General features: G+C 73.1%; 21 protein-coding genes and 1 other RNA gene. 15 read left to right on the top strand and 7 right to left on the bottom strand.

Annotated features, from left to right (window positions below; translation table 11 throughout):
• The first annotated feature begins 174 nt into the window (after positions 1-174).
• The 3 genes from ACZ4FH_RS20060 to ACZ4FH_RS20050 all read left to right on the top strand — a co-directional run bounded on the left by ACZ4FH_RS20060 (position 175) and on the right by ACZ4FH_RS20050 (position 3,238).
• Positions 175-1,047 (top strand): MaoC/PaaZ C-terminal domain-containing protein, encoded by an 873-nt coding sequence (locus ACZ4FH_RS20060; RefSeq protein WP_467306272.1) that lies wholly within the window; start codon positions 175-177, stop codon positions 1,045-1,047.
• Between the two features lie 138 nt (positions 1,048-1,185).
• Complete coding sequence (locus tag ACZ4FH_RS20055) at positions 1,186-2,262, top strand: Zn-dependent alcohol dehydrogenase (RefSeq protein ID WP_467306271.1); 1,077 nt, start codon at positions 1,186-1,188, stop codon at positions 2,260-2,262.
• 34 nt (positions 2,263-2,296) lie between these two features.
• Positions 2,297-3,238 carry a 3-oxoacyl-ACP reductase gene (locus tag ACZ4FH_RS20050; RefSeq protein ID WP_467306270.1) on the top strand — a complete coding sequence of 314 codons (942 nt, stop codon included), beginning with the start codon at positions 2,297-2,299 and terminating at the stop codon, positions 3,236-3,238.
• A 416-nt stretch (positions 3,239-3,654) separates the two neighbouring features.
• Here ACZ4FH_RS20050 and ACZ4FH_RS20045 read toward each other — a convergent pair whose 3' ends face one another.
• Positions 3,655-5,028, bottom strand: coding sequence for a hypothetical protein (locus tag ACZ4FH_RS20045; protein ID WP_467306269.1), 1,374 nt, complete (start codon positions 5,026-5,028; stop codon positions 3,655-3,657).
• Between the two features lie 197 nt (positions 5,029-5,225).
• On the opposite strand from ACZ4FH_RS20045, the gene ACZ4FH_RS20040 reads away from it, so the two are divergent.
• The 4 genes from ACZ4FH_RS20040 to ACZ4FH_RS20025 all read left to right on the top strand — a co-directional run bounded on the left by ACZ4FH_RS20040 (position 5,226) and on the right by ACZ4FH_RS20025 (position 9,340).
• The gene (locus ACZ4FH_RS20040; RefSeq protein ID WP_383632578.1) at positions 5,226-6,263 is read left to right on the top strand and encodes an ABC transporter substrate-binding protein; all 1,038 of its coding nucleotides are present in this window, start codon (positions 5,226-5,228) and stop codon (positions 6,261-6,263) included.
• A 109-nt stretch (positions 6,264-6,372) separates the two neighbouring features.
• Positions 6,373-7,209 carry a Nif3-like dinuclear metal center hexameric protein gene (locus tag ACZ4FH_RS20035; protein WP_383632575.1) on the top strand — a complete coding sequence of 279 codons (837 nt, stop codon included), beginning with the start codon at positions 6,373-6,375 and terminating at the stop codon, positions 7,207-7,209.
• The gene (locus ACZ4FH_RS20030) at positions 7,206-7,949 is read left to right on the top strand and encodes a zinc ribbon domain-containing protein (protein ID WP_383633504.1); all 744 of its coding nucleotides are present in this window, start codon (positions 7,206-7,208) and stop codon (positions 7,947-7,949) included. The genes ACZ4FH_RS20035 and ACZ4FH_RS20030 overlap by 4 nt, the downstream gene beginning before the upstream one ends.
• Positions 7,949-9,340 (top strand): bifunctional RNase H/acid phosphatase, encoded by a 1,392-nt coding sequence (locus ACZ4FH_RS20025; RefSeq protein WP_467306267.1) that lies wholly within the window; start codon positions 7,949-7,951, stop codon positions 9,338-9,340. Before ACZ4FH_RS20030 ends, ACZ4FH_RS20025 begins: the two co-directional genes overlap by 1 nt.
• A 363-nt stretch (positions 9,341-9,703) precedes the next feature.
• Here the strand turns inward: ACZ4FH_RS20025 and eda are convergent, their stop codons facing one another.
• Positions 9,704-10,324 carry a bifunctional 4-hydroxy-2-oxoglutarate aldolase/2-dehydro-3-deoxy-phosphogluconate aldolase gene (eda, locus tag ACZ4FH_RS20020; RefSeq protein WP_467306266.1) on the bottom strand — a complete coding sequence of 207 codons (621 nt, stop codon included), beginning with the start codon at positions 10,322-10,324 and terminating at the stop codon, positions 9,704-9,706.
• Between the two features lie 89 nt (positions 10,325-10,413).
• Positions 10,414-11,214, bottom strand: a complete 801-nt coding sequence (gene yaaA / locus ACZ4FH_RS20015) for a peroxide stress protein YaaA (protein ID WP_467306265.1) — start codon at positions 11,212-11,214, stop codon at positions 10,414-10,416.
• A gap of 172 nt (positions 11,215-11,386) precedes the next feature.
• Between yaaA and ACZ4FH_RS20010 the strand changes: the two genes are divergently transcribed.
• On the top strand, positions 11,387-12,808 hold the full coding sequence (locus tag ACZ4FH_RS20010) for an RNB domain-containing ribonuclease (protein ID WP_467306552.1): 1,422 nt from the start codon (positions 11,387-11,389) through the stop codon (positions 12,806-12,808).
• A 128-nt stretch (positions 12,809-12,936) separates the two neighbouring features.
• On the opposite strand, the gene ACZ4FH_RS20005 is transcribed toward ACZ4FH_RS20010, so the two are convergent.
• Together ACZ4FH_RS20005 and ACZ4FH_RS20000 are read right to left on the bottom strand one after the other, a co-directional pair.
• Positions 12,937-13,773, bottom strand: a complete 837-nt coding sequence (locus ACZ4FH_RS20005) for a hypothetical protein (protein WP_467306264.1) — start codon at positions 13,771-13,773, stop codon at positions 12,937-12,939.
• A complete protein-coding gene (locus ACZ4FH_RS20000; protein WP_467306262.1) occupies positions 13,770-14,528 on the bottom strand; it encodes a MerR family transcriptional regulator in 759 nt (252 codons plus the stop codon). The genes ACZ4FH_RS20005 and ACZ4FH_RS20000 overlap by 4 nt, the downstream gene beginning before the upstream one ends.
• Positions 14,529-14,671: 143 nt before the next feature.
• Between ACZ4FH_RS20000 and ACZ4FH_RS19995 the strand changes: the two genes are divergently transcribed.
• The 3 genes from ACZ4FH_RS19995 (at position 14,672) to rnpB (ending at position 16,300) form a co-directional block, all read left to right on the top strand.
• Positions 14,672-15,184, top strand: coding sequence for a TetR/AcrR family transcriptional regulator (locus ACZ4FH_RS19995; protein ID WP_467306260.1), 513 nt, complete (start codon positions 14,672-14,674; stop codon positions 15,182-15,184).
• A gap of 111 nt (positions 15,185-15,295) precedes the next feature.
• Entirely contained in the window at positions 15,296-15,874 is a 579-nt protein-coding gene (locus ACZ4FH_RS19990) for a Uma2 family endonuclease (protein ID WP_467306259.1), read from the top strand.
• Between the two features lie 24 nt (positions 15,875-15,898).
• Positions 15,899-16,300, top strand: an RNA gene (gene rnpB / locus ACZ4FH_RS19985) — RNase P RNA component class A.
• A gap of 407 nt (positions 16,301-16,707) precedes the next feature.
• Here rnpB and ACZ4FH_RS19980 read toward each other — a convergent pair.
• Together ACZ4FH_RS19980 and ACZ4FH_RS19975 are read right to left on the bottom strand one after the other, a co-directional pair.
• Complete coding sequence (locus ACZ4FH_RS19980) at positions 16,708-16,887, bottom strand: hypothetical protein (RefSeq protein WP_467306257.1); 180 nt, start codon at positions 16,885-16,887, stop codon at positions 16,708-16,710.
• A gap of 468 nt (positions 16,888-17,355) precedes the next feature.
• Positions 17,356-18,147 carry a lytic polysaccharide monooxygenase gene (locus tag ACZ4FH_RS19975; RefSeq protein ID WP_467306255.1) on the bottom strand — a complete coding sequence of 264 codons (792 nt, stop codon included), beginning with the start codon at positions 18,145-18,147 and terminating at the stop codon, positions 17,356-17,358.
• A gap of 526 nt (positions 18,148-18,673) precedes the next feature.
• Here ACZ4FH_RS19975 and ACZ4FH_RS19970 point away from each other — a divergent pair.
• The 4 genes from ACZ4FH_RS19970 to ACZ4FH_RS19955 all read left to right on the top strand — a co-directional run bounded on the left by ACZ4FH_RS19970 (position 18,674) and on the right by ACZ4FH_RS19955 (position 25,551).
• The gene (locus ACZ4FH_RS19970; protein ID WP_467306253.1) at positions 18,674-20,359 is read left to right on the top strand and encodes a glycosyl hydrolase family 18 protein; all 1,686 of its coding nucleotides are present in this window, start codon (positions 18,674-18,676) and stop codon (positions 20,357-20,359) included.
• A 265-nt stretch (positions 20,360-20,624) separates the two neighbouring features.
• A complete protein-coding gene (gene grpE, locus ACZ4FH_RS19965; protein WP_467306251.1) occupies positions 20,625-21,230 on the top strand; it encodes a nucleotide exchange factor GrpE in 606 nt (201 codons plus the stop codon).
• Positions 21,231-21,290: 60 nt separating this feature from the next.
• Positions 21,291-22,865 carry an Hsp70 family protein gene (locus ACZ4FH_RS19960; protein WP_467306249.1) on the top strand — a complete coding sequence of 525 codons (1,575 nt, stop codon included), beginning with the start codon at positions 21,291-21,293 and terminating at the stop codon, positions 22,863-22,865.
• Positions 22,866-22,887: 22 nt separating this feature from the next.
• Positions 22,888-25,551 carry a hypothetical protein gene (locus ACZ4FH_RS19955; protein WP_467306248.1) on the top strand — a complete coding sequence of 888 codons (2,664 nt, stop codon included), beginning with the start codon at positions 22,888-22,890 and terminating at the stop codon, positions 25,549-25,551.
• Positions 25,552-25,639 lie beyond the last annotated feature (88 nt).

Raw genomic sequence — 25,639 nt, 5'->3', positions numbered from 1 at the left:
ATCTGACGGCATGTCAGGAGTCTTCCCAAGTGCTGGGGGCTGCGTTATACATAGGGCCAGCCGGATAGAACGCGTTCTAGAACGGGCGCGGGCTCCGGTCCCGTACGACCTCGGTGCGGCCGACGGTGCGGACGGCCGCGCCGGGGTCTTTCACCGTCGAGGAGCAGCTTCCCCATGCCCATTGATGCCGAGAAGGCTCTCGCCGCCGAACCCCGGACCAGCCGGATCGACTGGGACCACAAGGACGTCCAGCTCTACCACCTCGGGATCGGCGCGGGCGCCCGCCCCGATGTCGCCGCCCCCGCCGTCGACCCCGGCGAACTGCGCTACACCCTGGAGTCCCGGCTCCAGGTGCTGCCCTCCTTCGCCACCGTCGCCGGTGCGGGCCTCGGCACCTCGGCGGGCCTCTCCTCGCCCGGGATCGACGTCGACCTCGCCGCCGTGCTGCACGGCGGCCAGAGCGTCCGGGTGCACCGCCCGATCCCGGTCAGCGGCTCCGCCGTCCAGACCTCGAAGGTCGCCGCCGTGTACGACAAGGTCAAGGCGGCCGTCCTGGTGCTGCGGACCGAGGCCGCCGACGAGGACGGGCCGCTGTGGACCAGCGACGCCCAGATCTTCGTACGCGGCGAGGGCGGCTTCGGCGGGGAGCGCGGCCCCTCCGAACGGACCGCCTACCCCGCCGTCGCCCCGAACCACGTCGTCGAACGCCCCGTCCGCCCCGACCAGGCACTGCTCTACCGGCTCTCCGGCGACTGGAACCCGCTCCACGCCGACCCCGGGTTCGCCGCGCTCGCCGGCTTCGACCGGCCGATCCTGCACGGCCTGTGCACCTACGGCATGACGCTCAAGGCCGTCACCGACACGGTCCTCGGCGGCGACGCCTCCCGCGTCCGCGCCTGCCGCACCCGCTTCACCGGGGTCGTCTTCCCCGGCGAGACCCTGCGCATCGCCATGTGGACCTCCCAGAAGCAGGTACGCGTCGAGGTGAGCGCCGTGGAACGGGACGGCGCGGCGGTCCTCGGCGACACCTTCGTCGAACACGACTGACCCGGGACGCCGGACCCCGCATCCCGGTCACAGACCCCGGATCCCGGACGACAGACGCCGGACCCGCACCCCCCGACCCGCACCGGAACGAGAACGCATCCGTCACCGCACCACCCGGCCCATGAGGGGAGCCGCACCATGCGCGCAGCCGTACTGCACGAGATCGGCCAGGAGAAACTCGAAGTACTCGACGACGTCGAGGCGGTGGGCTTCGGCCCCGGCAAGGTGAAGCTCCGCATCCGGGCCACCGGCCTCTGCCACTCCGACGTCTCCGCGATGAGCGGCGTGCTGCCGCAGCCCGCCCCCTTCATCCCCGGCCACGAGGGCGCCGGCGAGGTCGTCGACGTCGGCGACGGGGTGAGCGGACTGAGCGCCGGGGACCGGGTGCTGGTCTGCTGGCTGCCGGCCTGCGGCGCCTGCCCCTCCTGCAAGCGCGGCCAGACCCAGCTCTGCCTCGCGGGCTTCATGAACGCGGGCACGCCCAACTTCAAGCGCCCCGGCGGCGACGTCTTCGGCTTCGCCGGCACCGGCACCTTCACCGAGGAGGTCGTCGTCGGCGCCGGCTGCGCGGTGCCCATCCCCGACGACGTCCCGTTCGAGATCGCCGCCCTGATCGGCTGCGGGGTCACCACCGGCCTCGGCGCGGCCATCAACACCGCGCGGGTGGAGGCCGGTTCCTCGGTCGCCGTGATCGGCTGCGGCGGCGTCGGCATCTCCACGATCCAGGGCGCCCGGGTCCAGGGCGCCGCCCAGATCGTCGCCGTCGACCCGGTGGCCTCCCGGCGCGAGGCGGCCCTGCGCTTCGGCGCCACCGAGGCCGTCTCGCCCGAGGAGTTCACCGACGCCAAACAGCGGATCACCGCCGGCGAGGGCTTCGACTACGTCTTCGAGGTCGTCGGCAAGTCCGCCACCGCCCGCACCGCCTACGAGCACACCCGGCGCGGCGGAACCCTGTGCATCGTCGGCGCCGGCGCCATGGACGACAACTTCCAGGTCAACATGTTCGAGCTGTTCTTCGACGAGAAGCGCATCCTGCCCTCCATGTACGGCGGCGGGGACGTCCTGCGCTCCTACGAACGGGCCATCGCGCTCTGGCGGGCCGGCCGCATCGACCTGGAGTCCATGATCACCCACCGGGTCCGGCTCGACGGCATCAACGACGCCCTCGACCAGATGCGGACCGGAGAGTCGCTGCGCACCTGCATCGAACTCTGACCCCCGCCCCCACCCGAGAGGAACCCGAGATCCGATGTCACTTCCCCTGGACGGACTGTCCGCGATCGTCACCGGCGCCGGGCGCGGTCTCGGCCGGGCCGAGGCGCTGGAACTGGCCCGGCTCGGCGCGGCCGTCGTCGTCAACGACTACGGACAGCCGGGCCGCGACGGTTCGGGCGAGGCGTCCGCCGCTCCGGCGGAGGAGGTCGCCGAGGAGATCCGCGCGGCGGGCGGCCGCGCCGTCGCGCACCTCGGCGACGTCGCCGACCACGACCAGGCCCGCGCCCTGGTCGACCTGGCCGTCACCACCTACGGCAAGCTCGACGTCCTGGTCAACAACGCGGGCATCCTGCGCGACCGGATGATCTTCTCGATGACCGAGGACGAATGGGACTCGGTCGTACGGGTGCACCTCAAGGGCCACTTCAACACCACGCACTTCGCCGCCGCGCACTGGCGGACCCGCTCCAAGGAGGCCGGCGGCCCGGTCTACGGACGGATCGTCAACACCTCGTCCGAGGCCTTCCTGGCCGGTTCGGCGGGCCAGCCCAACTACGCCGCGGCCAAGGGCGGCATCGTCGGCCTGACCACCTCCACCGCGCTGGCCCTGGCCAAGTACGGCGTCACCGCCAACGCGATCTGCCCGCGCGCCCGCACCCGGATGACCGAGGACGTCTTCGCGGGCTTCGAGGTGCCGCAGGACGGCCGGCTCGACGCGCTCGCCCCCGAGCACGTCTCACCGCTCGTCGGCTATCTGGCCTCACCGGCCGCCGCCCGGGTCAACGGGCAGCTGCTCGTGGTGCACGGCGGCATGGTCGCGGTCGTCGAACGGCCCAGGGTGGCCGCGCAGTTCGACGCGTCGAAGGAGACCTTCTCCTTCGACGAGCTGGACGAACTGCTCTCCCCGTACTACGCGCAGCAGCCGCCCAACCGGACGTTCGCGGCGGCCGAGGTGCTGGGGCTCAAGCGGGGCTGACGCGGGACGGGGAGCACCCCGGGACAGGGGAGGGCCCCCGCATCCGGTGCCGGATGCGGGGGCCCTCCGTCTCCCCTCGTTACGTCTCGCGGGCGGTCAGGCCGCCCTGTCACCACCCTCGGAGGGGCGGCGGTGGCGTCCGAGCGGCTGCACCGCCGCATCGTCCACGGCCACACCCCCTCGGTGCTTTCCGGAGCCGCCGGCCCCGGCCCGCGGTGCGTCCGCCCCCGGCGGACGCGTCTGGGTCGTGTCGGTTCGCGCCTCAGACATCTGGGAAGTCACCCCGTTGCGATTGCTTGCCTGCGTGTGTCACGGGGGCCGGCACGCCCCCGCGCACCCGGTCACCGTCGGCGACCGCGAGTGCGGTTGCGCAAGATCCCCGGCCTCACCTTAGACCGATTTCCTAGAGCGGCACTTCAGTGCGACGCCATGCGTCCCACGAGCGGCGCCTGCCCCAGCGGAACGGGTCGGCACACCGTGAGACCCGTCCCGGCGGCGGAGGGTTGCGTACCGTTTCCGGCGCACTTGGACGGGCCGTCCGGAGCCTCGTCGCAGGGGGCGTCGAGCAGCGCCACCGCGCAGTCCGTCTCCCCGTCCGCGTACGGCAGGGCGAGGACGCCGTCGGCCGACCAGACCCCGCTGCCGGCCAGCCAGCCGAAGGGCACGGGGCGTTGATGGAGCCGGCGGCCCGAGGGGCGCCAGACGCCCAGCCAGGTGCCCGCCGCCCCGTCGATCCGCAGGGCCACCGCACAGCTCTCCGGCATCAGCGCCTGCCCCGGCTGCACGGCGAACGGCGTCACGGCGGCGTCCGGCAGCCGCAGGCACTCCGGGAAGCGCACGGGCAGACAACTCCCCAGCACGCCCCAGCCGATCCGGTCGTGCCCCGGCGCGTCGGAGCGGATCAGCAGCAGCCCGCTGTCCGGATCGGCCAGCAGCAGCCGGTCGTTGCTCTCCGGCGCGATCTGCAGCAGCGGGGTCATCTCGGCGTCCCGGCCCAGATCCACCGCGACCGCCTTGACCGGGCCGCCGCCCGCCGGCTCCCGGTCCAGGGCCAGCATCCGGCCCGCCCGGTCCAGCCAGACCCCGCCCGTGCAGTGCCCCGGCAGATCCGCCAGGTGCTCGGGGCCCCCGGCCGCGCCGGCGATCCGCCAGAGCGCCGTGGAGTACGTCCCCGGGGCCAGGGCGTACGCGCTGACGCCGTCGGGCGAGGGCGGGAGCAGCGTCAGCTCCTCGCATTCCACGATGCCCAGGGGGAGTTCACCGGTGCCCGGCCCGGTCGGATAGAGCAGCGAGAACGCCCGGTGCCCGGCGACCCGGCGGTGGATCAGCACCCGCCCGTCGGCGAGCGGCAGCACCTGCGAGTCCGCCTCCTCCGGCTGGTCCAGCGGCAGCGGCACGGCGTACGGCTCGGGCCCGTCCAGCGTCCACCGCTCGGCGAACCAGGCGGGCTCACCGCCGGAGTCCGGTCCTTGGCCCGCCGGGCGGGCCGTGGTGAGCCGGGCGCCATAGGCCCCGTCGGCGCTGAGCGCGAAGACGGGCAGGACCGTTTCGGCGGGGGCGGGCGGCGGGGGCGCGGGATCCCTGTGGGAGTCCGCGCCGGTGCCCGTGTCGGTGTGCGTGTCCGTGTCCGTGTACGGGGGGTTTGCCCCGGCGTCCCGGGCGGCGCCCGCGGCGTCCCCGGCCGGCTCCGCGGTCTCCCCGGCCGTCCCCGGCGCACCGGGCGCCGGACCCTCCGCGGTGGCCGATCCGACCGCCTCGGCGGCCTCGTCCTCGATGGCACAGGCAGTCATCGACTCATCACCTCCGGCAACCGAAGCTAGTTTTCGCACTTCCAGCCGAACAACACGAGCCACACCACTTCACACATAAGGGTGGCGATGCCCGGATTCGCCTGAAGAGGTGGGGGTGGTTGTGCTTGCCCCAGGAGGAGCGCCTAAGGTTAGGCATTCCTAAGCATTGCCTGTGTGACCCTCGACTGGAGCAAGTGATGTCCCTTCGACGCCGCGGCACCGCCGCAGTCGGTCTGGCCGTAGTGGCCGCCCTGTCCCTCTCCGCCTGCGGGAGCGACGACGGCGGCTCCGGCGGTTCGGCCAAGTCCGACGCCGACAAGAAGGCCTCGGTCGCCACCGGCGGCAAGGACTTCGGCGACGCGGCGGCGAAGACCGCGGCGTACGGCACGGACGCCCCGGCCGGCACGTTCCCGCGCACCATCACGCACGCGATGGGCAAGACCGAGCTGAAGGCCGCCCCGAAGCGGGTCGTCGTGCTGGACGTCGGCGAGTTCGACAACGTCGTCTCGCTGGGCGTGAAGCCGGTCGGCTACGCCCCCTCCGAGGGCGACGCGGCGATCCCCTCGTACCTGAAGAAGGACGCGGGCGAGCCCAAGAACGTCGGCACGATCAACAACCTCAACCTGGAGGCGATCGCCGGACTGAAGCCCGACCTGATCCTCGGCAGCCAGCTGCGCGCCGCGGACAAGTACGACGAGCTGTCCAAGATCGCGCCGACCGTGTTCTCCATCCGTCCGGGCTTCACCTGGAAGGAGAACTACCTCCTCAACGCCGCCGCGCTCGACAAGACCGCCAAGGCCAAGTCCGAGCTGGGCGCCTACGAGACCAACGCCAAGAAGCTCGGCGAGGACATCGGCCCGAAGAAGCCGACCATCTCCATGGTCCGCTACCTGCCGGACAAGATCCGCCTCTACGCCAAGGCCTCCTTCATCGGCACCATCCTCGACGACGCCGGACTGCCGCGGCCCAAGAACCAGCAGATCAACGAGCTGGCCGCGGAGATCAGCCCGGAGAAGATCGACGAGGCGGACGCCGACTGGATCTTCACCGGCGTCTACGGCCCCGTGAAGGCCACCAAGCGGGACACCACCCAGGCCAACCCGCTGTGGAAGAACCTCACCGCCGTCAAGGAGGGCCGCGCCAAGAACGTCTCCGACGAGACCTGGTACCTCGGCCTCGGCGTCACCGCCGCCAACCTGGTCCTCGACGACCTGCGCGCCGACCTGGTGAAGTGACGGCCGCGCGCACCCGCCGAAGTAACGATTCATGACCGGCCGCCGCCCCGCCCCCGCGGGTCCGGCGGCCCGGGACCGCGGGGCACGGAGGACAGGTAGCCTTTCCTCCGTGCCCCGTCTGTCTGAAGTCATCGCCGAGCTCGACGCCCTGTGGCCGCCCGAGCGGGCCGAAGGATGGGACGCGGTCGGCACGGTCTGCGGCGATCCGGACGCCGAGGTGCGCCGGGTGCTCTTCGCCGTCGACCCCGTGCACGAGATCGCCGACGAGGCGATGCGGCTCGGCGCCCAGCTGATCGTCACCCACCACCCGCTCTATCTGCGCGGGACGACGACGGTCGCGGCCGGCACCTTCAAGGGCCGCGTCGTGCACACCCTGATCAAGCACGACATCGCGCTGCACGTGGCGCACACCAACGCCGACACCGCGGACCCCGGCGTCTCCGACGCCCTGGCCGGCGCCCTCGACCTGCGCGTCGAGGGCCCCCTCGTACCGGACCCCACCGACCCCGCGGGCCGCCGCGGCCTCGGCCGGATCTGCGCGCTCGACCACCCCGAGACGCTGGCCGCCTTCGCGGCCCGCGCCGCCGCCCGGCTGCCCGCCACCGCCCAGGGCATCCGCCTCGCCGGCGACCCGGAGGCCGTGGTGCGCAGGGTCGCGGTGAGCGGCGGATCCGGCGACAGCCTCTTCGACGCGGTCCGCGCGGCGGGCGTGGACGCCTTCCTCACCGCGGACCTGCGCCACCACCCGGCCTCCGAGGCCATCCAGCACTCGCCGCTCGGCCTGGTCGACGCCGCGCACTGGGCCACCGAATGGCCGTGGTGCGAGCAGGCCGCGGCGCAGCTCGACGCGATCTCCGACCGCCACGGATGGGACCTGCGGGTCCATGTCTCGAAGCAGGTCACCGACCCCTGGACCACCCACCACTCTTCTGGAGCCCCCAACTGAACGCCGCGCCCGCCGACCAGATCCGACTCCTCGACGTCCAGGCCCTCGACCAGCGCCTCGCCCAGCTCGCGCACCGCCGCACCTCCCTGCCCGAGCACGCCGAGATCGAGTCGCTGACCGCCGACCTCGCCCAGCTCCGCGATCTGCTGGTCGCGGCCACGACCGAGGAGAGCGACACCGCCCGCGAGCAGACCAAGGCGGAGCAGGACGTCGACCAGGTGCGCCAGCGCGCCGCCCGCGACCAGCAGCGGCTGGACTCCGGCGCGGTGACCTCGCCCAAGGACCTGGAGAACCTCCAGCGCGAGATCGTCTCGCTCGCCAAGCGCCAGGGCGACCTGGAGGACGTCGTCCTCGAAGTCATGGAGCGCCGCGAGTCCGTGCAGGAGCGCGTCACCGAGCTGACCGACCGCGTCGCCGCCGTGCAGGCCAAGGCCGACGACGCGACCGGCCGCCGGGACACCGCCACCCGCGAGCTGGACGAGGAGGCCGCCACGGTCGCCAAGGAGCGCGAGGTCGTCGCCGCCTCCGTCCCCGCCGACCTGCTCAAGCTGTACGACAAGCTCCGCGCCCAGCAGGGCGGGGTGGGCGCCGCCCGCCTCTACCAGCGCCGCTGCGAGGGCTGCCGGCTGGAGCTCAACATCACCGAGGTCAACGAGGTGAAGGCCGCCGCCCCCGACGCCGTGCTGCGCTGCGAGAACTGCCGCCGCATTCTGGTCCGCACCGCCGACTCGGGCCTGTAGTGGGCGGGCCGCGCCACTTCGTCGTCGAGGCCGACGGGGGTTCCCGGGGCAACCCGGGCCCCGCCGGCTACGGCGCGGTCGTCATCGACGCGCGCACGGGGGAGACCCTGGCCGAGGCCGCCGAGTACATCGGCGTGGCGACGAACAACGTCGCGGAGTACAAGGGCCTCATCGCCGGGCTCCGCGCCGCCGCGGCCCTGGTGCCCGAGGGCGCCCCGCAGGTCCGGGTCCGGATGGACTCCAAGCTCGTGGTCGAGCAGATGTCGGGCCGCTGGAAGATCAAGCACCCGGACATGAAGCCGCTCGCCGCCGAGGCGGCCCGGATCCTTCCGGCGTCCGCCGTCACCTACGAGTGGATCCCGCGCGAGAAGAACAAGCACGCGGACCGGCTCGCCAACGAGGCCATGGACGCGGGCCGCCGGGGCGAGCAGTGGGAGCCGTCCGCCTCGACCGCCGCCCTCGACACCCCGCGGGACTCGGTCGCCGCCGCCCTGCCACCGGTCTCGGGCCCGCCCGGCGACGCGGCGGCCGGAGCGGCCCGCGCCAGGGCGGCGCTGAACCGGACGGCGGCCGCACCGGCTGCCACGAGCCCTTCGGCCCCCTCGGGCCGCGCCGCCTCCGCGTCGGCTTCGGTCCCGTCGGCCCACTCCGGGGCCTCCGCCCTCTCCGCCTCTTCCGGGTCCTCCGGGTCCTCTGACTCCTCCGCCCCCTCCGGCTCCTCGACCACCGCCACCCCGCAGGTCGGCTGGGGTTCGGCCCCCGACCTCGGTGCGCCCGCCACCTTCGTGCTGCTGCGCCACGGGGAGACGGCGCTCACGCCGCAGAAGCGGTTCTCCGGCAGCGGCGGGACGGATCCGGAGCTGTCCGCGGCCGGCCGCGAGCAGGCCCGGCGGGCCGCCGAGGCGTTCGCCGCGCGGGGCACGGTGCAGGAGATCGTCTGCTCGCCGCTGCGGCGCTGCCGGGAGACCGCGGGCGCGGTCGCGGCCCGGCTGGGGCTGGAGGTCCGGATCGAGGACGGGCTGCGCGAGACGGACTTCGGGGCCTGGGAGGGCCTGACGTTCGCCGAGGTCAGGGAGCGGTACGGGGAGGACCTGGACGCCTGGCTCGGCTCGGCGAAGGCCGCGCCGACCGGGGGAGGCGAGAGCTTCGCGGAGGTCGCCCGCCGGGTCGCCGCCACCCGCGACCGCCTGGTGGCCCGGTACGCGGGCCGTACGGTCCTGGTGGTCACCCATGTCACGCCGATCAAGACCCTGGTCCGGCTGGCCCTGGGCGCACCGCCGGAGTCGCTGTTCCGGATGGAGCTCTCGGCGGCCTCGGTGTCGGCCGTGGCGTACTACGCGGACGGCAACGCCTCCGTACGGCTGCTGAACGACACCTCGCACCTGCGGTAGCGGCTCCGGTCCGCTGCCCCGTTCGCTGCTCCGGCCCGGTGGACCGGGCCCGGACAGCAGCCGGCCCCATCGGCGGGGGGAAGGCCGATGGGGCCGGGGCGGTTCCGCCGGGCCGGGGGATTGTCCGGCGGAACCCGGGTGTCCCGGGAGTCCGGGTCACGTCCTCGTTTGTCTCGTGCCCCGGTTGCCGGGAAGCATGCATGCGGCGCTCGCGGAAGGGCTCGCGCCCGTCGCTTTTCGGCCGCCCGTCGCGGGCGTCGGTTTTCGGCCGCGCGGGGGCGCCGACCCGGGCGCGCGAGCGGACCCGGGCCCGCTCCGGCGCCGCCGGGACGACGGCCCTCCGGCGCCCGGCGTGCGCCCCGCTCAGCCGCGCAGCGCCGCCGCCTCGGCGGCCAGCTTCTCCACCCGGGACCAGTCCCGGGCCGCCACGGCGTCGCCGGGCACCATCCAGCTGCCGCCCACGCAGCCGACGTTCGGCAGGGCGAGATAGCGGGGGGCCGAGGCGAGGGAGATCCCGCCGGTCGGGCAGAACCGGGCCTGGGGGAGCGGTGACGCCAGGGCCTTCAGATAGGCCGTGCCGCCCGCCGCCTCGGCCGGGAAGAACTTCATCTCGGTGACCCCGCGCTCCAGCAGCGCGACCACCTCGGACGTCGTGGAGACGCCCGGCAGGAACGGCAGCCCCGACGCCTTCATCGCGTCCAGCAGGGCGTCCGTCCACCCCGGGCTCACCAGGAAGCGGGCGCCCGCGTCCACCGTCTCCGCGACATGCCGCGGCGCGATCACCGTGCCGGCACCGACCACCGCGTCCGGCACGCCCTCGGAGATCGCCCGGATCGCGTCCAGGGCGGCGGGGGTGCGCAGCGTCACCTCGATCGCCGGGAGACCGCCCGCCACCAGGGCGCGCGCGAGCGGCACCGCGTCGGCGGCGTCCTCCAGGACGACCACGGGCACGACGGGGGCAAGGTCCAGCACGGAGGAGGTCATGCCCTCATCCTGCCGGTGGGAGACATGATGCGCAACGAGCGTTGCGCATGCTGCAACGAGGAGAGGGTGGCTCCGCCCGCCGGACCCGGTCAGTGGATCTCGGTCACCACGACATCGAGCTCCCAGGGCCGCCCGGGGCGGGCGGGGGCCTCCGCCTCCACCACGTACCCGAGGTCCCGCAGGACCTCCACCAGCTCCGCGGGGCCCTTCGGACGGGCTCCGGCCACCAGCAGATCCCGGACGATCCGGCCCTTGGTCGCCTTGTTGAAATGGCTGACCACCGACCGTTTCTCCACGCCGTCGACGACCTGGGAGTGGAGCACCCGCACGCTCGCCGTGCGCTCGGCCACCGCACCCTTCGGCTTCCACGCCGCCGTGTACGCGGACGAGCGCAGATCCAGCACCAGCCCGTCCCCGGCGGCCTCCGGCATCACCTCGGCCATCGGCGTACGCCAGAACGCCCCCAGGGCACCGGTCCCCGGCAGCTTCACCCCCATCGAGCAGCGGTACGAGGGGATCCGGTCGCCCACCCGCACCGCGCCCCACAGCCCGGAGAACACCAGCAGCGACGCCCGCGCCCGGCGCCGGGCGGCCGCGTCCAGGGAGGCCAGGTCCAGCGCGTCGTACAGCACACCGGTGTAGATCTCCCCGGCCGGACGCGTCCCCGCCGTCCGCAGCTCCACGTTCTTCGCGATCTCGCCGCGCAGCCCTTCGCTGAGCCCCAGCACCCCGCGCGCCTTCTCCTCGTCCGCCGCGCACAGCTCCACCAGCGCGTCGAGCACGGCGGTGCGCGCCGCGGTCAGACCGGGCAGCGAGAGCGACTCGATCTTCAGCGGTGCCCCGCGCCCCGAGGCGGCCTTTCCTTCGGAGGGCGGCAACAGCACGAGCACGGTGGTTCTCCTTCGTACGGACGGAACGGGACGCGAAACCCCTCGCGCCAGCGTACGGGGACGGACCCCCGGCACCCGAAGCCGTCCACCCCCGGGTCCGCCGCCCCGCACCCGGGATGCCGCCCGCCCGGCCCGGTCATACGCTCGGTCCATGCCCCGCCGCCATCTGCACATGACCGGCGCAGCCGACACCCCGCTGGGCACGGCCCTGCGCGCGCTGCGGACCGAACTCGCGCTCCCCGAAGGCTTCCCCGCCGAGGTGCTGGCGGAGGCCGCGGAGGCGGCGCGGGCCCCGGCGGTCTCCGGGCACGAGGACGCCACGGACCTGCCGTTCCTCACCATCGACCCCCCGGCCTCCACCGATCTCGACCAGGCGATGCACCTGGCCCGCCGGGCGCACGGCTACCGCGTGCACTACGCCATCGCGGACGTCGCCGCCTTCGTCCGCCCCGGCGGCGCGCTCGACGCCGAGGCCCACCGCCGGGTGAACACCCTCTACTTCCCCGACGGCAGGGTGCCGCTCCACCCCGAGGAGCTCTCCGAGGGCGCGGCGAGCCTGCTGCCGGGCGGGCCGCGCCCCGCCGTGCTCTGGGAGATCGACCTGGACGGCGACGGTGCCGCCGTCGCCACCCGGGTGCGCCGGGCGCTCGTCCGCAGCCGCGCCAAACTCGACTACGCCGGGGTGCAGCGGGCGATCGACAGCGGGACCGCCGAGGAACCGCTGGCGCTGCTGCGGGAGATCGGCATCCTGCGCGAGGAACAGGAGGTCGCCCGGGGCGGCATCTCGCTCGACGTGCCCGAGCAGGAGATCGTCGCGCGCGACGGACGGTACGGACTGGAATACCGCGCCCCGCTTCCCGCCGACGCCTGGAACGCCCAGATCTCCCTGCTCACCGGCATGGCGGCGGCCCGGCTGATGCGGGATTCCGGTACGGGCATCCTGCGCACCCTGCCCGTGGCCCCGGACGGGGCGGTCGCCCGGCTGCGCCGCTCGGCCGAGGCCCTGCACGTCGACTGGCCGCACCATGTGCCGTACGCGGAGGTCGTCCGTTCCCTCGACCCGAAGCGGAGCCGCCACGCGGCGTTCCTCCAGGAGTGCACCACCCTGCTGCGCGGCGCCGGCTACACGGTCTTCGACCACGGCGAGCTGCCGGACCCCGCCGTGCACGCCGCCGTCGCCGACCTCTACACCCACTGCACGGCCCCGCTGCGCCGGCTCGTCGACCGGTACGCGGCCGAACTCTGCCTCGCCGCGGACGCCGGCACCGAACCGCCGGAATGGGTCCTGTCCGCGCTGCCCGGCCTGCCCAAGGAGATGGCGGAGGGCACCGGGCGCGCCAACACGGTGGAGCGGGCGTGCGTGGACCTCGTCGAGGCGGCGCTGCTCAAGGACCGGGTCGGCACGGTCTTCGACGCGTACGTCGTCGACGTCAAGGAGAACGACCCGTCCGTCGGGACCGTCCACATCGACGAACCGGCGGTCGTCGCCCGGATCGAGGGCGGCTCCACCCCGCTCCCTCTGGGGCAGCGGCTGCGGGTCCGGCTCACACAGGCGGACCCGGGAACGTCGAAGGTGCTGTTCACCCCGGCTTGAGCGCCGGTGGCGCCGCGCGGTCGGGCCGGTCGGGCCGTTCGGGCCGTTCGGGCTGTTCCGGCCCGGAGGGGGAGGCGTCCCCGCGCCCCCGCGTGAGCGCGGTCGGCCGAAAACGCTACCGGCTGGCCCTAGGTGCCTGCGCGCGCCCGCGTGAGCGCGGCGACGACCGCGCGCGGATCGTCCGCGTGGAACCGGACCGCGCCCGCCGTCCCCCGCCCGCCGAGCGGGCGCACGAAGCCGAGCGGTCCGGTCAGCTCCACCGTCACCGTGGTCTGCCCGCCGACCGCGACGTCCAGCACGCCGTCCGCCCCCAGCGCCACCGACCGCCCCTCGGGAAAGCGCCGGTCGACACGCGCCGAGGCCACCGAGGCGGCCGGGATCCGCAGATCGAACAGCGCCCCGTACCGCAGCCGGAGCCCGCCGTCCGCCTCCACCACATGCGGCCGGGTCACACAGGCCGCGTGCAGCGCGAGCACCAGCAGCACGCCGTACACGTCCACGACCAGCAGGATCCGGTGCACGACCGGCCACGGGACCAGCAGCGCCAGCATCACCGTCTCCACCACGGAGACGAAGACCAAGCCGTACATCATCGCGGTCTGCGGCCCGGTGTACGGGACGGCCAGCGCCGTCTCCGGCACGGCGTGGCGACGGCGCAGCACCCACAGCCCCAGGCTGTGCAGCGCCCGCAGCTCATGCACGACCAGCCGGCGCACCACCACCGGCACGACGCTCCCCACCGCCCCGGCCACCGCCTCCCGCCAGCCCGCTCCCGCCCGTCGCCCCGCCCGCACCAGCCGCGCCAGAACCACCGCCTCCAGCACGAGGACGCCGAGCAGCAGCCCCTCCACCCCCACCACCACGGCCACCGGAACCCGCACCCCGGCCACCAGACAGACCACGACGACCAGCTCGGCAGGCAGCACCGCCCCGGCCACGATCCGCGCTCCCCGTATCCCGGTCATCCCCCAGCCCCCTTCCGTTCCCGCGCCTCTGTACTACGAGCCACCAGCGCCGTCATGACCCGGCGCACCACCTCGGCCTGTGCCGGCGGATAGTCCGCCAGGAGGGCCTCCCCGACGCCGGTCCGTTCCGGTCCGCCGTCCGGGAGGGCGGCCAGCAGCTCCTCCGGCACCAGCGCGGTGATCCGCGCGGCCAGCGGCCCGATGCGCGGATCGTCCACGGGCGCCGATTCGAGCGCGTCCAGCTCCCCGTACAGCGTGAGCAGGGCCGGATCGTCGGCCAGGGTGCGCAGTACGGAGAAGACCTCGCCGTCCGCTCCGGCCGTGTCGAGCAGCTCCAGGTGCTCACGGTCCCGGGCGGCTGCCGGGGAAGCGGTGACGGGCCCGGCGGCGAGCAGCCCGGCGAGCGCGGGGGAGACGGGCCCCGCCCCGGCGGCCACCCCGGCCCGCAGCTCGGCGAGCCGCGCCCGGCGCTCCCCGATCTCCCGTTCCTGCCGGGCGAGATCGTCGTCCAGCTCCGCCAGCACCTCCCCGAGCGGCCGCCCGGCGTCCCCGGCCAGGACCTCCCGCACCTCGTCGAGACGGAGCCCCAGCTCGCTGAGCCGACGGATCCGGGCCAGGAACACGGCGTCCCGCACGGTGTACGAGCGATAGCCGTTGGCCCGGCGCGCGGGCTCGGCCAGCAGCCCGATCCGGTGGTAGTGGCGCACGGCCCGGGGGGTGAGCCCGACCAGCGCGGCGATCTCTCCGATGCGCATGGGGCCAGTAGAAACCCTGACGCCGCGACAAGGTCAAGCGCCGACCCGCCCCCCGCTCCCCGAGCCGCCGCCCTCCGTCTCGTACGATCGCGCCTTCGGCCCCCCGGCCCGTACCCCGCTCCCGACCCCCGGAGGAGACCGCCGTGCCCGACCGCCCCCGCCGGATCCTCGCCGCCGCGCGCGAACTCCTGGAACGGGAGGGGCCGGCCGCGCTCACCATGCGCCGGATCGCCGGGGCCACGGGCGTCACCGCGCCCTCGCTCTACAAGTACTTCCCGGACAAGTCCGCCGTGGTCGACGCCCTGGCCGACGCGATGCTCCGGGAGATCGCGGAGGTGCTCGAAGCGGCGGAGCGGGCGTCCCCGGGCTCGTTCCCCGCCCTGGCCACCGCGTACCGCACCCACGCCCTGGCCCACCCCCACCTCTACCGCCTCATCACCGCCCGCCCCCTCCCACGCGACCTCGAGGTGCGCGCCGCCGCCCCCCTCCTGCGCGCCCTCTCCGGCGACGAGGCCCGCGCCAGGGCGGCCTGGGCCTTCGCCCACGGCATGGTCACCATGGAACTCAACGGCCGCTTCCCCACGGACGCCACCGTCACGGCGGCCTGGCACGCGGGCATCGACGCCTTCGCCGGGACGGGGCCGGTCGGCCTCTGACGGCGTTCGTGCCCCTTGCCGCGATCGGGGGAACGACTCCTCGATCCACGGACGGCGGGCCCACCGATGCCCCATCCTGGCGAGCGACCGACACCGAGGAAGGGGCACGCGATGTCTGCCGTGCCGCATGAACCGCTCTCGCGGGCGGACGTCCTGCTTGAGGGCTTCCTGGCGCTGGACACGCCGGAGGGCTTCCGGGCCGAGCTGATCGAGGGGGAGATTGTCGTGACGCCGCCGCCGGACGGGGACCACGAGGACTCCCTGGGCGTGATCCTGGAGCAGGTGATCCTGCACGGCAGAACCGACATGGACTTCTCCGCGAACAAGGGACTGAGACTGCGCGGCGCGGAAGGCTGTCCCGACGACCACGCCATCCCCGACGGCACCTTCGCCCCCACCGCCCTGCGCCTCTACCGGGGAGCGGAGCCGTGGATGCCGTGCGAGGGCGTCGCGCTGGTCGTCGAGATCACGTCCTCGAAGCCGGAGCCCGACCGCACGGCCAAACGGCACTGCTACGCCCGCGGCCCCGTCCCGCTCTATCTGCTGGTCGACCGCGAGCAGTCCTCGGTGACCCTGTTCAGCGACCCGGGCGGCGACGACTACCGCCAGCACTGCACCATCCCCTTCGGCAAGGAGATCCACCTCCCCGCCCCGTTCGCCCTGGACCTGCGGACGGACGAGTTCATCTGACCGGTACGATGGGCCCACGGCAGACGAGCCGGGCGGACGGCCGCGTGAGGATCTTCGGACCCTCCCGAGGAACGTCCGGGCTCCACAGGGCAGGGTGATGGCTAACGGCCACCCGGGGTGACCCGCGGGACAGTGCCACAGAGAACAGACCGCCCGGGACCTCGGTCCCGGGTAAGGGTGAAACGGTGGTGTAAGAGACCACCAGCGCCTGGGGCGACTCAGGCGGCTAGGTAAACCCCACCCGGAGCAAGGTCAAGAGGGGCCGTCGTACGACGGCCCTGCGCGAACGTTCGAGGGCGGCCCGCCCGAGTTCGCGGGTAGACCGCACGAGGCCGGCAGCAATGCCGGCCCTAGATGGATGGCCGTCTCCCCGGCCGCCGCGAGGCGCCCGGGTGACAGAACCCGGCGTACAGCCCGACTCGTCTGCCGCTCTCGCGGTTTTGCCTGCCTGATCCCGAGTGGGTCTGGGTCACGGTCCTTACTGCGAAAGAGGGGGGTGCGTGCCTGCTGCAATACGAGGGGGCGATAACGCGAAGAAGGCCCCCGCAGATTTCCGTGGGGGCGTCGTCTCTCGGCCTACGCGGTTCCCCTCCGTGCAGGATCACTGACACGGAGGGCAGTGCATCGGGCTGCTCGGCGTCTGCCGAGGCGGTCCGGAAGATGGTTTCGTCAGAGATTCTTTTGGGCGGGTGCGCCAGCTCTGATCAGCATGTTCGCGGACGTGCGCAATGGTCGCAGGCAAGATCGCACCTGCTGTGAACTTGTCGAACTCTCGGGACTGGTGCGCAGTGGTTCAATCAGTCCTGAGTCGTGCTCAGAGTGCAGAGTTGAAATTAACTGGAGGAGTTCAGGTCGTCGTCTTCGACTGCGGCCCGATCTTCTTCAGCTTGGTTCGGATTCTGCTTCAACTGATCTCCTTGAGGGGATTCGTTCCGATGGGACCGCTTCAGGCGGTCCAGCTCGTCCCGAACCTCCGCGAAGGACCGGATCAGTCCGATGATCTTCTCCTTCATGGACTCGACCTTGTCGAGTACTAGATCGACGTTGGAGAGGACCAGGAGGACCATCGAAATGATGGCGGTCGTTTTCATTTATTTCCCGAAGGGTGCAGTTCCGATTGAGGCGCGGAGCTACACCAGCGTCAGCTGGTGCAGTCCCGCTTGGGGAGCTACACCAGCAACCAGCTTCCTTGCTGTGTGCTGGCCCCCCAACGCTACGAACGGGCACGCTCCGTGGCAAGTGTTGAGGTAGTGATCCTTTCGGGCCTCGCGGAAGTCCCTGACTCGGCCATACGCTGGGTATCCGGCCGCGTAGTGAGCGGAAGAACTTCCGTAGTGGCTTCCGTTCTTCCTGCGCTTTCCGGGGAGTGCGGGGGGAGAATATGAGCCCGGACAGCCGGATCCCGGCGGGCCCCCGTGCAGGGGCGCCCGCCGGGATCCGTTCCCGGTGATCAGCGATCAGCGATCACTGTTCGGCGATGATCAGGCCGCGCAGACCCCCAGGTCCTCCCACGCGCCCCAGTCGCCCGTGGTGCCGGGCTTGTCGCCCTTCACCCACCACTTGGCGCGCCAGGTGTGCCCCTCGGAGGTGACGGTGTCGCCGCCGGTGTAGGTGGCCTCCGTGCTCCAGAGGGGCGCGGCGCAGTCGCCCGGGTCGGTGGTGCCGCCGCCGGTGCCGCCGTCGCCGCCACCCGTACCGCCGTCGCCGCCGCCGGTGCCGCCCGTGCCGCCGTCACCGCCGCCCGTACCGCCGTCCGTGCCGCCGATGTTGACGTCGACGCAGGAGTAGAAGGCGTTGACGGTGTCGGCGACGTTCCAGACGGCGAGGACCTTCTGCTTGCCGGTGAAGCTGCCGAAGTCGACCTCGTGGCTGACGTCGGCGGGGGGCTGGGCGCCGTTGCCCTGGTACTCGGCGATCTTCTGGTCGCCGATGAAGTACTGCCAGTTCGCCGTGGCGTGACGGGCCGTGTGGTGCCAGGTGAAGGTGAACTTCTTGCCGACGGGGGTGACCTGCCAGCCCTTGTTGTCGTCGTCCAGCTCGGCGAACGCCGCGTTGCCGCCGCTGCAGCTCTTGAGGCCCTTGACGCCCTCGACGCTCTGCGGTTCGTACGTGATCTGGCCGCAGTCGACGACGCCCGTCGCGCACTGGGCCTGCCGGCTGGCCGGGGCGGTGACCCAGCCGTGGGCGTTCGCGGTGCCGGCCTGGACGCCGAGGGCGAGTACCGGCGCGACCAGGGCGCCGATCGAAACGGCCAGTCGCCTCTTTGTGTTCATGCCACATCACTTCCTTCGCTCGTGCGGAGGCCGCCCGGGACTGCCGCGGTGTGTGTGCGGCGGTGGTTCCAGGGGGTCGGGCGGACTCGTCGGTGGTACGTGGGGTGCGGAGCCGTCCGGTCGGCGCGGGGCCTGGGCGGTACGGGTCGCTGCGTCCGGGCAGGCGTGGTCCACGGCCGGGACGGGTCGTGGAAGGGGCCGGGCCCCGGGGCGATTCAGGTCTAGACCTTAATGACGAACCGGCCCCAGTCAAGGAGTGCGAACGGGTAAGTCCAGGCGTCCACTTTTCAAGATTGAGTGGTTCGTTTTCGAATCACCGGCGGGCCGTTTTTAAGTGATCCTTAAGTCCCTGGTCAACGATGCCGCGCGCCGCGGCGCCCCGTCCCGGGCGGCTCCGAGGAGCGTACGGGGCGTCAAATTGGTCTAGTCCTAATCTTCTTGGGATCGTTGACGCGCAGGTCACGGGCCGGTTATCACTGCTCCAGCTCATTCGCAGCGCTACCCCACTCCCCGCTGGAGGCTGTACGTGCACCCCCGTAAGACATTGATCGCCGCGCTTCTCAGCACGGCCCTCGCCTCGGGCGCGCTCGCCGCGACCGTCGGCATCGGCTCGGCCCAGGCGGCCGGTGCGGAGGCCGCTCCCGCCGCGGGCAAGGTGCGCATCGCGTACTACGACCAGTGGAGCGTCTACGGCAACGCCTTCTACCCGAAGCACCTCGACACCCGGGGCATCGCCGGCCAGCTGGACATCATCAACTACTCGTTCGGCAACATCCACCCCACCGACCTCACCTGCTTCGAGGCGAACAAGGCCGCGGGGGACGACAACAACCCCAACGCCGGTGACGGCGCGGGCGATTCGTACGCCGACTACCAGAAGTCCTTCAGCGCCGCCGACAGCGTGGACGGCGTGGGCGACAAGTGGGACCAGCCGATCGTCGGTGTCTTCAACCAGTTCAAGGAACTGAAGGCGAAGTACCCGCACCTGAAGATCAACATCTCGCTGGGCGGCTGGACGTACTCCAAGTACTTCAGCGACGCGGCCAAGACGGACGCGAGCCGCAAGAAGCTCGTCTCCTCCTGCATCGACCAGTACATCAAGGGCAACCTGCCGGTCGAGGGCGGCTACGGCGGCCCGGGTTCGGCGGCCGGCGTCTTCGACGGCATCGACCTCGACTGGGAGTACCCCGGCTCCGACGGCGGCCACCTGGGCAACCACTACGCCCCCGAGGACAAGCAGAACTTCACCCTGCTGCTCGCCGAGTTCCGCAAGCAGCTCGACGCGTACGGCGCGGCCAACGGCGGCAAGAAGTACCTGCTGACCGCCGCGTTCGGGGCCGGCCAGGACAAGATCAAGAACATCGAGACCGACAAGATCGGTCAGTACCTCGACTACGCCAACCTGATGACGTACGACATGCACGGCGCCTGGGACGGCGACGGGCCGACGTACCACCAGTCCCCGCTCTACTCCGGCGGCAACGACCCCTCCGACCCGGTCGCGCCCGGCACCGAGAAGTACTCGGTCGACAACGCGGTCGACTCCTGGATCGACGGCAAGCCGGCCTACGGCATCGCGGGCGGCTTCCCCGCCGCCAAGCTGAACCTGGGCTACGAGTTCTACTACCGCGGCTGGAAGGGCGTCCCGGAGGGCACCACCCACGGCCTCGCCCAGACCGCCACCGGCGGCTCCGCCGCCCGCCCGCTCAGCCAGCAGGCCGGCATCGCCAACTACAAGGAGCTCGGCGGCATCGTCGACAACCCGGCGACGACCTACTGGGACGACGAGGCGAAGGCCTCCTACTTCTACAAGGACGGCGAGTTCTTCACCGGCCTGGACCAGAAGTCCATCCAGGCCCGCGTCGACTACGCCAAGCAGCGCGGCCTGGCCGGGGCGATGATGTACTCGCTCATCGGCCTGGACGACAACGCCACCCTGCTGAAGCAGATCAACACCGCGCTCGGCGGCACCACCACCCCGCCCACCACGCCTCCCACGACCGAGCCCACCACGCCCCCCACCACCGACCCCACCGACCCGCCGGCCACCGGCTGCGGTTCCGTCCCGGCGTACGTGGCCGGATCCGTGTACAACGCGGGCGGCGAGGTCTCCTACGGCGGCCACCGGTACAAGGCCCAGTGGTGGACGCAGAACGAGGCCCCGGGAAGCACCGGCGAGTGGGGCGTCTGGAAGGACCTGGGGGCCTGCTGACCTCCCGCGTCCCCTGAACCGCACCGTCACGGCGTGCCCCACCACGCCGCCCCGGCCCCCGCCCGGTGGACACCCGTCCGCCGGGCGGGGGCCGGTGGGCGTCGAGGACCCCGGGGCGGTCCGTCACCGGACGGCGACGCACCGTCTGTTGTCGGCCATATATCGGCGGATGACCCCCTGAGGAAGGAGAGTTGCGGAAACCCGGCTGTCCGGAGCCGTCGCACGGGCTACGGTCGAGTACACCTTTCGGCGGGAGGGAGCATCGATGTCCGAGACGCCGGCCGAGGCGGAACCGGTCGTGACGGAACCGGCCGAGACGGAACCGGTCGTGACGGAACCGGTGGACGCGGAGCCGGTCGATACGGAACCCGTCGAGGCGGAGCCGGACGGCAGCGGTGACGAACTCCGCGCGCTGGCCCAGGAGTTCGTGGCCGCCCTGACCCGTGAGCAGGAGCTCGCCGTGGCGCGGGAAGCGGTGATCACGCGTCTGCACGGGGAGCTGGAGCAGTTGCGGCGGGGCGGGGTCGAGCACGCGCTCGATGTCGTGCGCAGGCCGTTGATCCGGCTCCACGACCGTATCCGGCAGCAGGCCGACCGGGTCGACGAGCCCCTGAGCGTCGAGGAGTTGCGGGTGCTCCTGCGGGCCCTGGCGGACGAGACGGCCGATGCGCTGGCGGCCTCCGGCGTCGAGCGGTACGAGGCGCGGGTGGGCGATGCCTACGACGCGTCGCGGCACCGCCCGCTCGGGCGGGTCCCCGCCGCGTCGGCCGAGGAGGACCGCCTCGTCGGCCGCGTCGTCACCGCCGGGTTCGAGCAGGGGGAGCGCGTCGTGCGGAAGTCCGAGGTCTTCGTCACCCACTGGGAGCCCTGACCGCCACCCCCTGGCCCCCGCCGCAGTCCTCCAGCACCTCTCGACAGCTAGGAGCCGTACATGGCCGTCTACGGAATCGATCTCGGCACCACCTACTCCTGCGTGGCCTGCGTCGACGATGTCGGCCGGCCCACGGTGCTGCGCAATCTGGAGGGGTCGGACACCACGCCGTCGGTGGTGTACTTCGAGAACGAGGACCAGACGGTCGTCGGCCAGAGCGCCAAGGACGCGGCGGTGCTCGATCCGGAGCACGTCGTCCAGCTGATCAAGCGGGACATGGGGGAGTCCGTGGAGCGCACCTTCCACGGGCGCTCCTTCACCGCGGAGGAGATCTCCGCGCGCATCGTACGGAAACTCGCCGACGACGCCCGGGTCAGCGGCGGGGCCGAGGTGCGGGACGTGGTGATCACCGTGCCGGCCTACTTCGGCCTCGCGGAGCGGGACGCCACGCGGAAGGCCGGTGAGATCGCCGGACTCCGGGTGCTGGACATCGTCGCCGAACCCATCGCCGCGGCGCTCGACTACGGGGCCCTCGACGTCGCCGCCGGGGGCGACCGCAACGTCCTCGTCTACGACCTGGGCGGCGGCACCTTCGACACCACGGTCCTGACGCTGCGCGGGACGGACCTGAGCGTGCTGTGCACCGACGGTGCCAAGGAACTCGGCGGAGCGGACTTCGACGACCGCATCGTGATGCACCTGGTGGAGACCTTCCGGGACAAGTTCCCCGACGCCGAGGACCCGCTGGCGGACCAGCACTCGGAGACCCAGCTGCGGCGGGACGCCGAGGACGCGAAGAAGGCGCTCTCCTTCCGCGCCCAGTACACGGTCCGCGTCATGCACCAGGGCCTGGTCGCCGAGGTCGATCTGACCCGGGAGCTGCTGGAGGAGCTGACCTCCGACCTGCTCGACCGGACGGTCGACATCACCCGGCGCACCATCGCCGTCGCGCAGGAACGCGGAGTCGACCGCTTCGACGAGGTGCTGCTGGTCGGCGGGGCGTCCAAGATGCCCGCGGTCGCGCAGCGGCTCACCGACGCCTTCGGCTTCGAACCGAGGCTCCACAACCCCGATCTGACGGTGGCCCGAGGGGCCGCCCTCTACGCACTGGACCGGGCGCTGTACGCCATCGACTCCGGCGAGATGCGCGCCGCGGACGCCCCCGACGTCCCCGACACCGGCCGGATCACACGGCAGCCGTACCAGGTCTCGACCGTCGCCTCGCGCAGCTACGGGATCCGGGTGCTGGACGTCGAGACCGACCGGGACTACGTGTCCCACCTCGTGCACGCGAACGACAGCCTGCCCGCCGCCGTGAGCGAGGACTTCTACACGATCAGGGACGACCAGCGCAAGGTGCACATCCAGGTGATGGAACAGGCGGGCGCCGTCGAGTCGGAGGAGCTCGACCACAACACCGTCGTCGCCGAAGGCAATCTGGACATCCCGCCGGGCAAGCCCGCCCGGTGGCCGTTCGCCTGTGAGTTCTCCCTCAACGCGTCGGGGCTGCTCGACGTGGTCGCCACCGAACGCGAGACGGGAAAACGCCTTCACCTGTCCGTGCAGATCGGGGGCATGACCCGGGCCGATGTGGACGAGGCCCGCGTGGCCCTGGGACGGGAGAGGATCGCCTGACGGCGTCCGGGCGTGTGCGGCCATGGCCTTCGACGAATCGCGATACCGGCGCGAGGTGCTCGACGCGGGACTGCCCGTCAAGGAGGACCTGCGGTTCCGCTACCAGCTCCCGCAGGTGCTCCTGGCCCCCGCGGTCGCCGAGACCGTGCGGGCGGTCCGCGCGTGCTGGCGGCGCCAGCGCGGCCGGCTCGCGTACCGGGCGGTGATCGAGGAGCTGGAATCCGGCCATCTGGTGCACCAGCCACTGTTCGAAGCGGTGGGCGACGGTGATCTGGCCCCCCTGCGCAAGGCCCTGGAGGAGCAGGGCAGACGGGCCGCGGCGGCGGAGGAGGAGCTGACCGCCACCCTGAGCGAGGCCGCCGAAGGGCTCGGGCTGATCACCGAGGAGACGCGGCGGCAGGCCGGTCTCGTCCACGGCGCCGACGCGGCACGCGTGGACACCGCCCTGACCGCCCTGTCCGTCGTCGTCGCGGACCCCGATCCCCTGCCCGTGGAACTGCCGCATCCCGCCTACGCGCGCTGCCACCGGCACCTGGCCGTGCTGCGGCTGCGCCATCTCGCCGACTTCCTGGCCGCGAAGGGTCCCGGCGACCGCCGCACCGACCCGGTCCGCCCCTTCACCGGGCCCGCCCCCACGGCGAACGAGGTGGCGGTGGCCGCCCGGCGCTGGGGCCGCCTCCCGCACAGCGCCGCGCACACTGCGGCGCAGGCCGTCGCCGCCGCCGCGCGCACGGTCGTCGAGGACGCGGGACCCGAGGGCCTGAAGGCGGTGATGCTCCACGAACTGGCGGAACGCGTGCGGGCACGGCACGCGGCGCGGTCCGGGGCGCGCACGCTCCTCGCGTACGCCACCGGCGAGCTGTCCGTGGCACAGGCGGACGCCCGCCGTCTCGTCTTCGCCGTCGTGCACGAACGGGCCGCCGACCCCGTCACCGCACGGCTGCGGTCGCTCGTGGCGGACGGGCTGCTCTCCGAGGCCGCCGCGGTCCTGGACCGGCTGCCTCCCGGGGCGCTGCCGCCGGACGCGGCGGAACTGGCCGGCCGGGTCCGTACCGTCCTGGCCGAGGCGGAGCAGCTGACCATTCACGCCTCGATCCGCTCCGTCGAGGCCCCCGACCTCGCCTGGGGCCTGCTGGACCAGGCCGAGGACATGGTCCGGGATCTGCCCCGGATCCACGAGATGCGGCGCCGGCTGCCCGTGATGAAGGTCCCCCGGGTGCTGGTGACCACGGGTCCCGAAGGGGCGCTGGTCTCCTGGGAGGCCACCGAGTCGACGGCCGGCGAACCGGGATACGTGGTCGTGCGCCAGGTGGGACGGCCACCGCGCTCCGCCGCGGACGGGACCTGTCTGCCGGTGCCCCCGGACGGGGCACGCCAGCTGCTGGACGCCGACATCCCGGTGAACGTGCCCGTCCACTACGGCGTCGCGGTCCGGCGCGCGGTCGAGCCGGACGGACCGCTGTCCGAGTTCGCCGTCTCCGGCCCCGTGCGGTACCGGCCGGAGGTCCGCGCGGTCGTGGTGGACGCCGCGGACGGTGTGGTGAACGCCCACTGGGAGGTGCCGTCCGAAGCGGTGTCCGTGCGCGTGGCCCGCCGCTCCGGCCCCGGTGGGGAACGCCCGGTGACCGCCCGGCGCGACGGGTTCACCGACCAGGGGCTGACCGACGACGTCACCTACCGCTATCTGGTCCAGGTGCTCTACGGCGAGGCCGACGGCACGGTCGCGGCCTCGAAGGGCACCTGGCTCGCGGCCACCCCCTACGGCCCGCCCGAACCGGTCACCGGCCTGGCCATCGGCGCCGTGCCCGAGGAACGCGCGCTGTTCGAGGCCCGGTTCGACCCGCCACGGGGCGAGGTGCGGCTCTACGCCTTCGACGGGCCCCCGCCCTGGCCCGTGGGGCGGCGGCTGCCCCCGGCGGAGCTCGACGCCGGGGGCGTCCGGATCACGGCCCGGCCGGTGAGCGGCGGTCTGGTGTTCCGGCCGCCGTGGCACAGCAGCGTCGTGCTGGCGGCCACGGTCGCCGGGGACCGGGCGGTGGCCGGTGCCCGGGAACTGGTCGTCGCGGTCCCGGAACTGCGCGACGTCGCGGTGGCCCGGGGCCCCGGAGAGGCCGTGGTCACCTTCGGCTGGCCGCCCGACGGGCCGAACGAGGTGGAGCTGATGTGGCACACCGCCGACGGCGCACCGCAGCGGCGGACCGTCACCCGGCTCGGCTACCTGCACCGCGCCGGGGCCCGGCTCCCCGTCCCCGGCGGCGCCGCCGTCGAGATCGAGGTGCGCCCCGTCGGCAGGGCGCACGGCCTGCGCGCGGCGGGCGAACCGGCGCGGCTGGTGCTCCCGGCGCGTTTCGACATCGGCTACACCCTGACCCGCCGGGGGCTGCCCGGCCGGTCCTCGGTACGGGCGGTCTTCACCTCCCCGGTCCCCGTGCGCGTGCCCGGACTGCTGCTGGTCGCCTCCTACGGGCCGTCATGGCCCCTGGCCGCGGGGGACGGCGACACACTGGCCGGGCTCGGCGCGGTCGAGGTCGGGCCCGGCAGCCCGGCCGTCCTCACGGCCCGGCTGCCCCGGGGCCGGGTCCCCTGGCTGCGCTGTTTCGCCGTCGGCGAGGAATCCGTCCTCGTCGATCCCCCGACGCGGCAGCTGCGCATGGCGGCCGGACGGGCGGGGCGATGGCGTTCCTGACGCGCGGCCCGGGTGCCTGGACGTGTCCGTCGTGTCTGCGGAGGCTCTCCCGCACCGATATCGCCTTCCGGTGCGTCCGGGGCTGCGG

The sequence above is a fragment of the Streptomyces sp. NPDC024555 genome, assembly GCF_055559335.1.
This window is presented reverse-complemented; position numbering and strand designations above follow the sequence as displayed.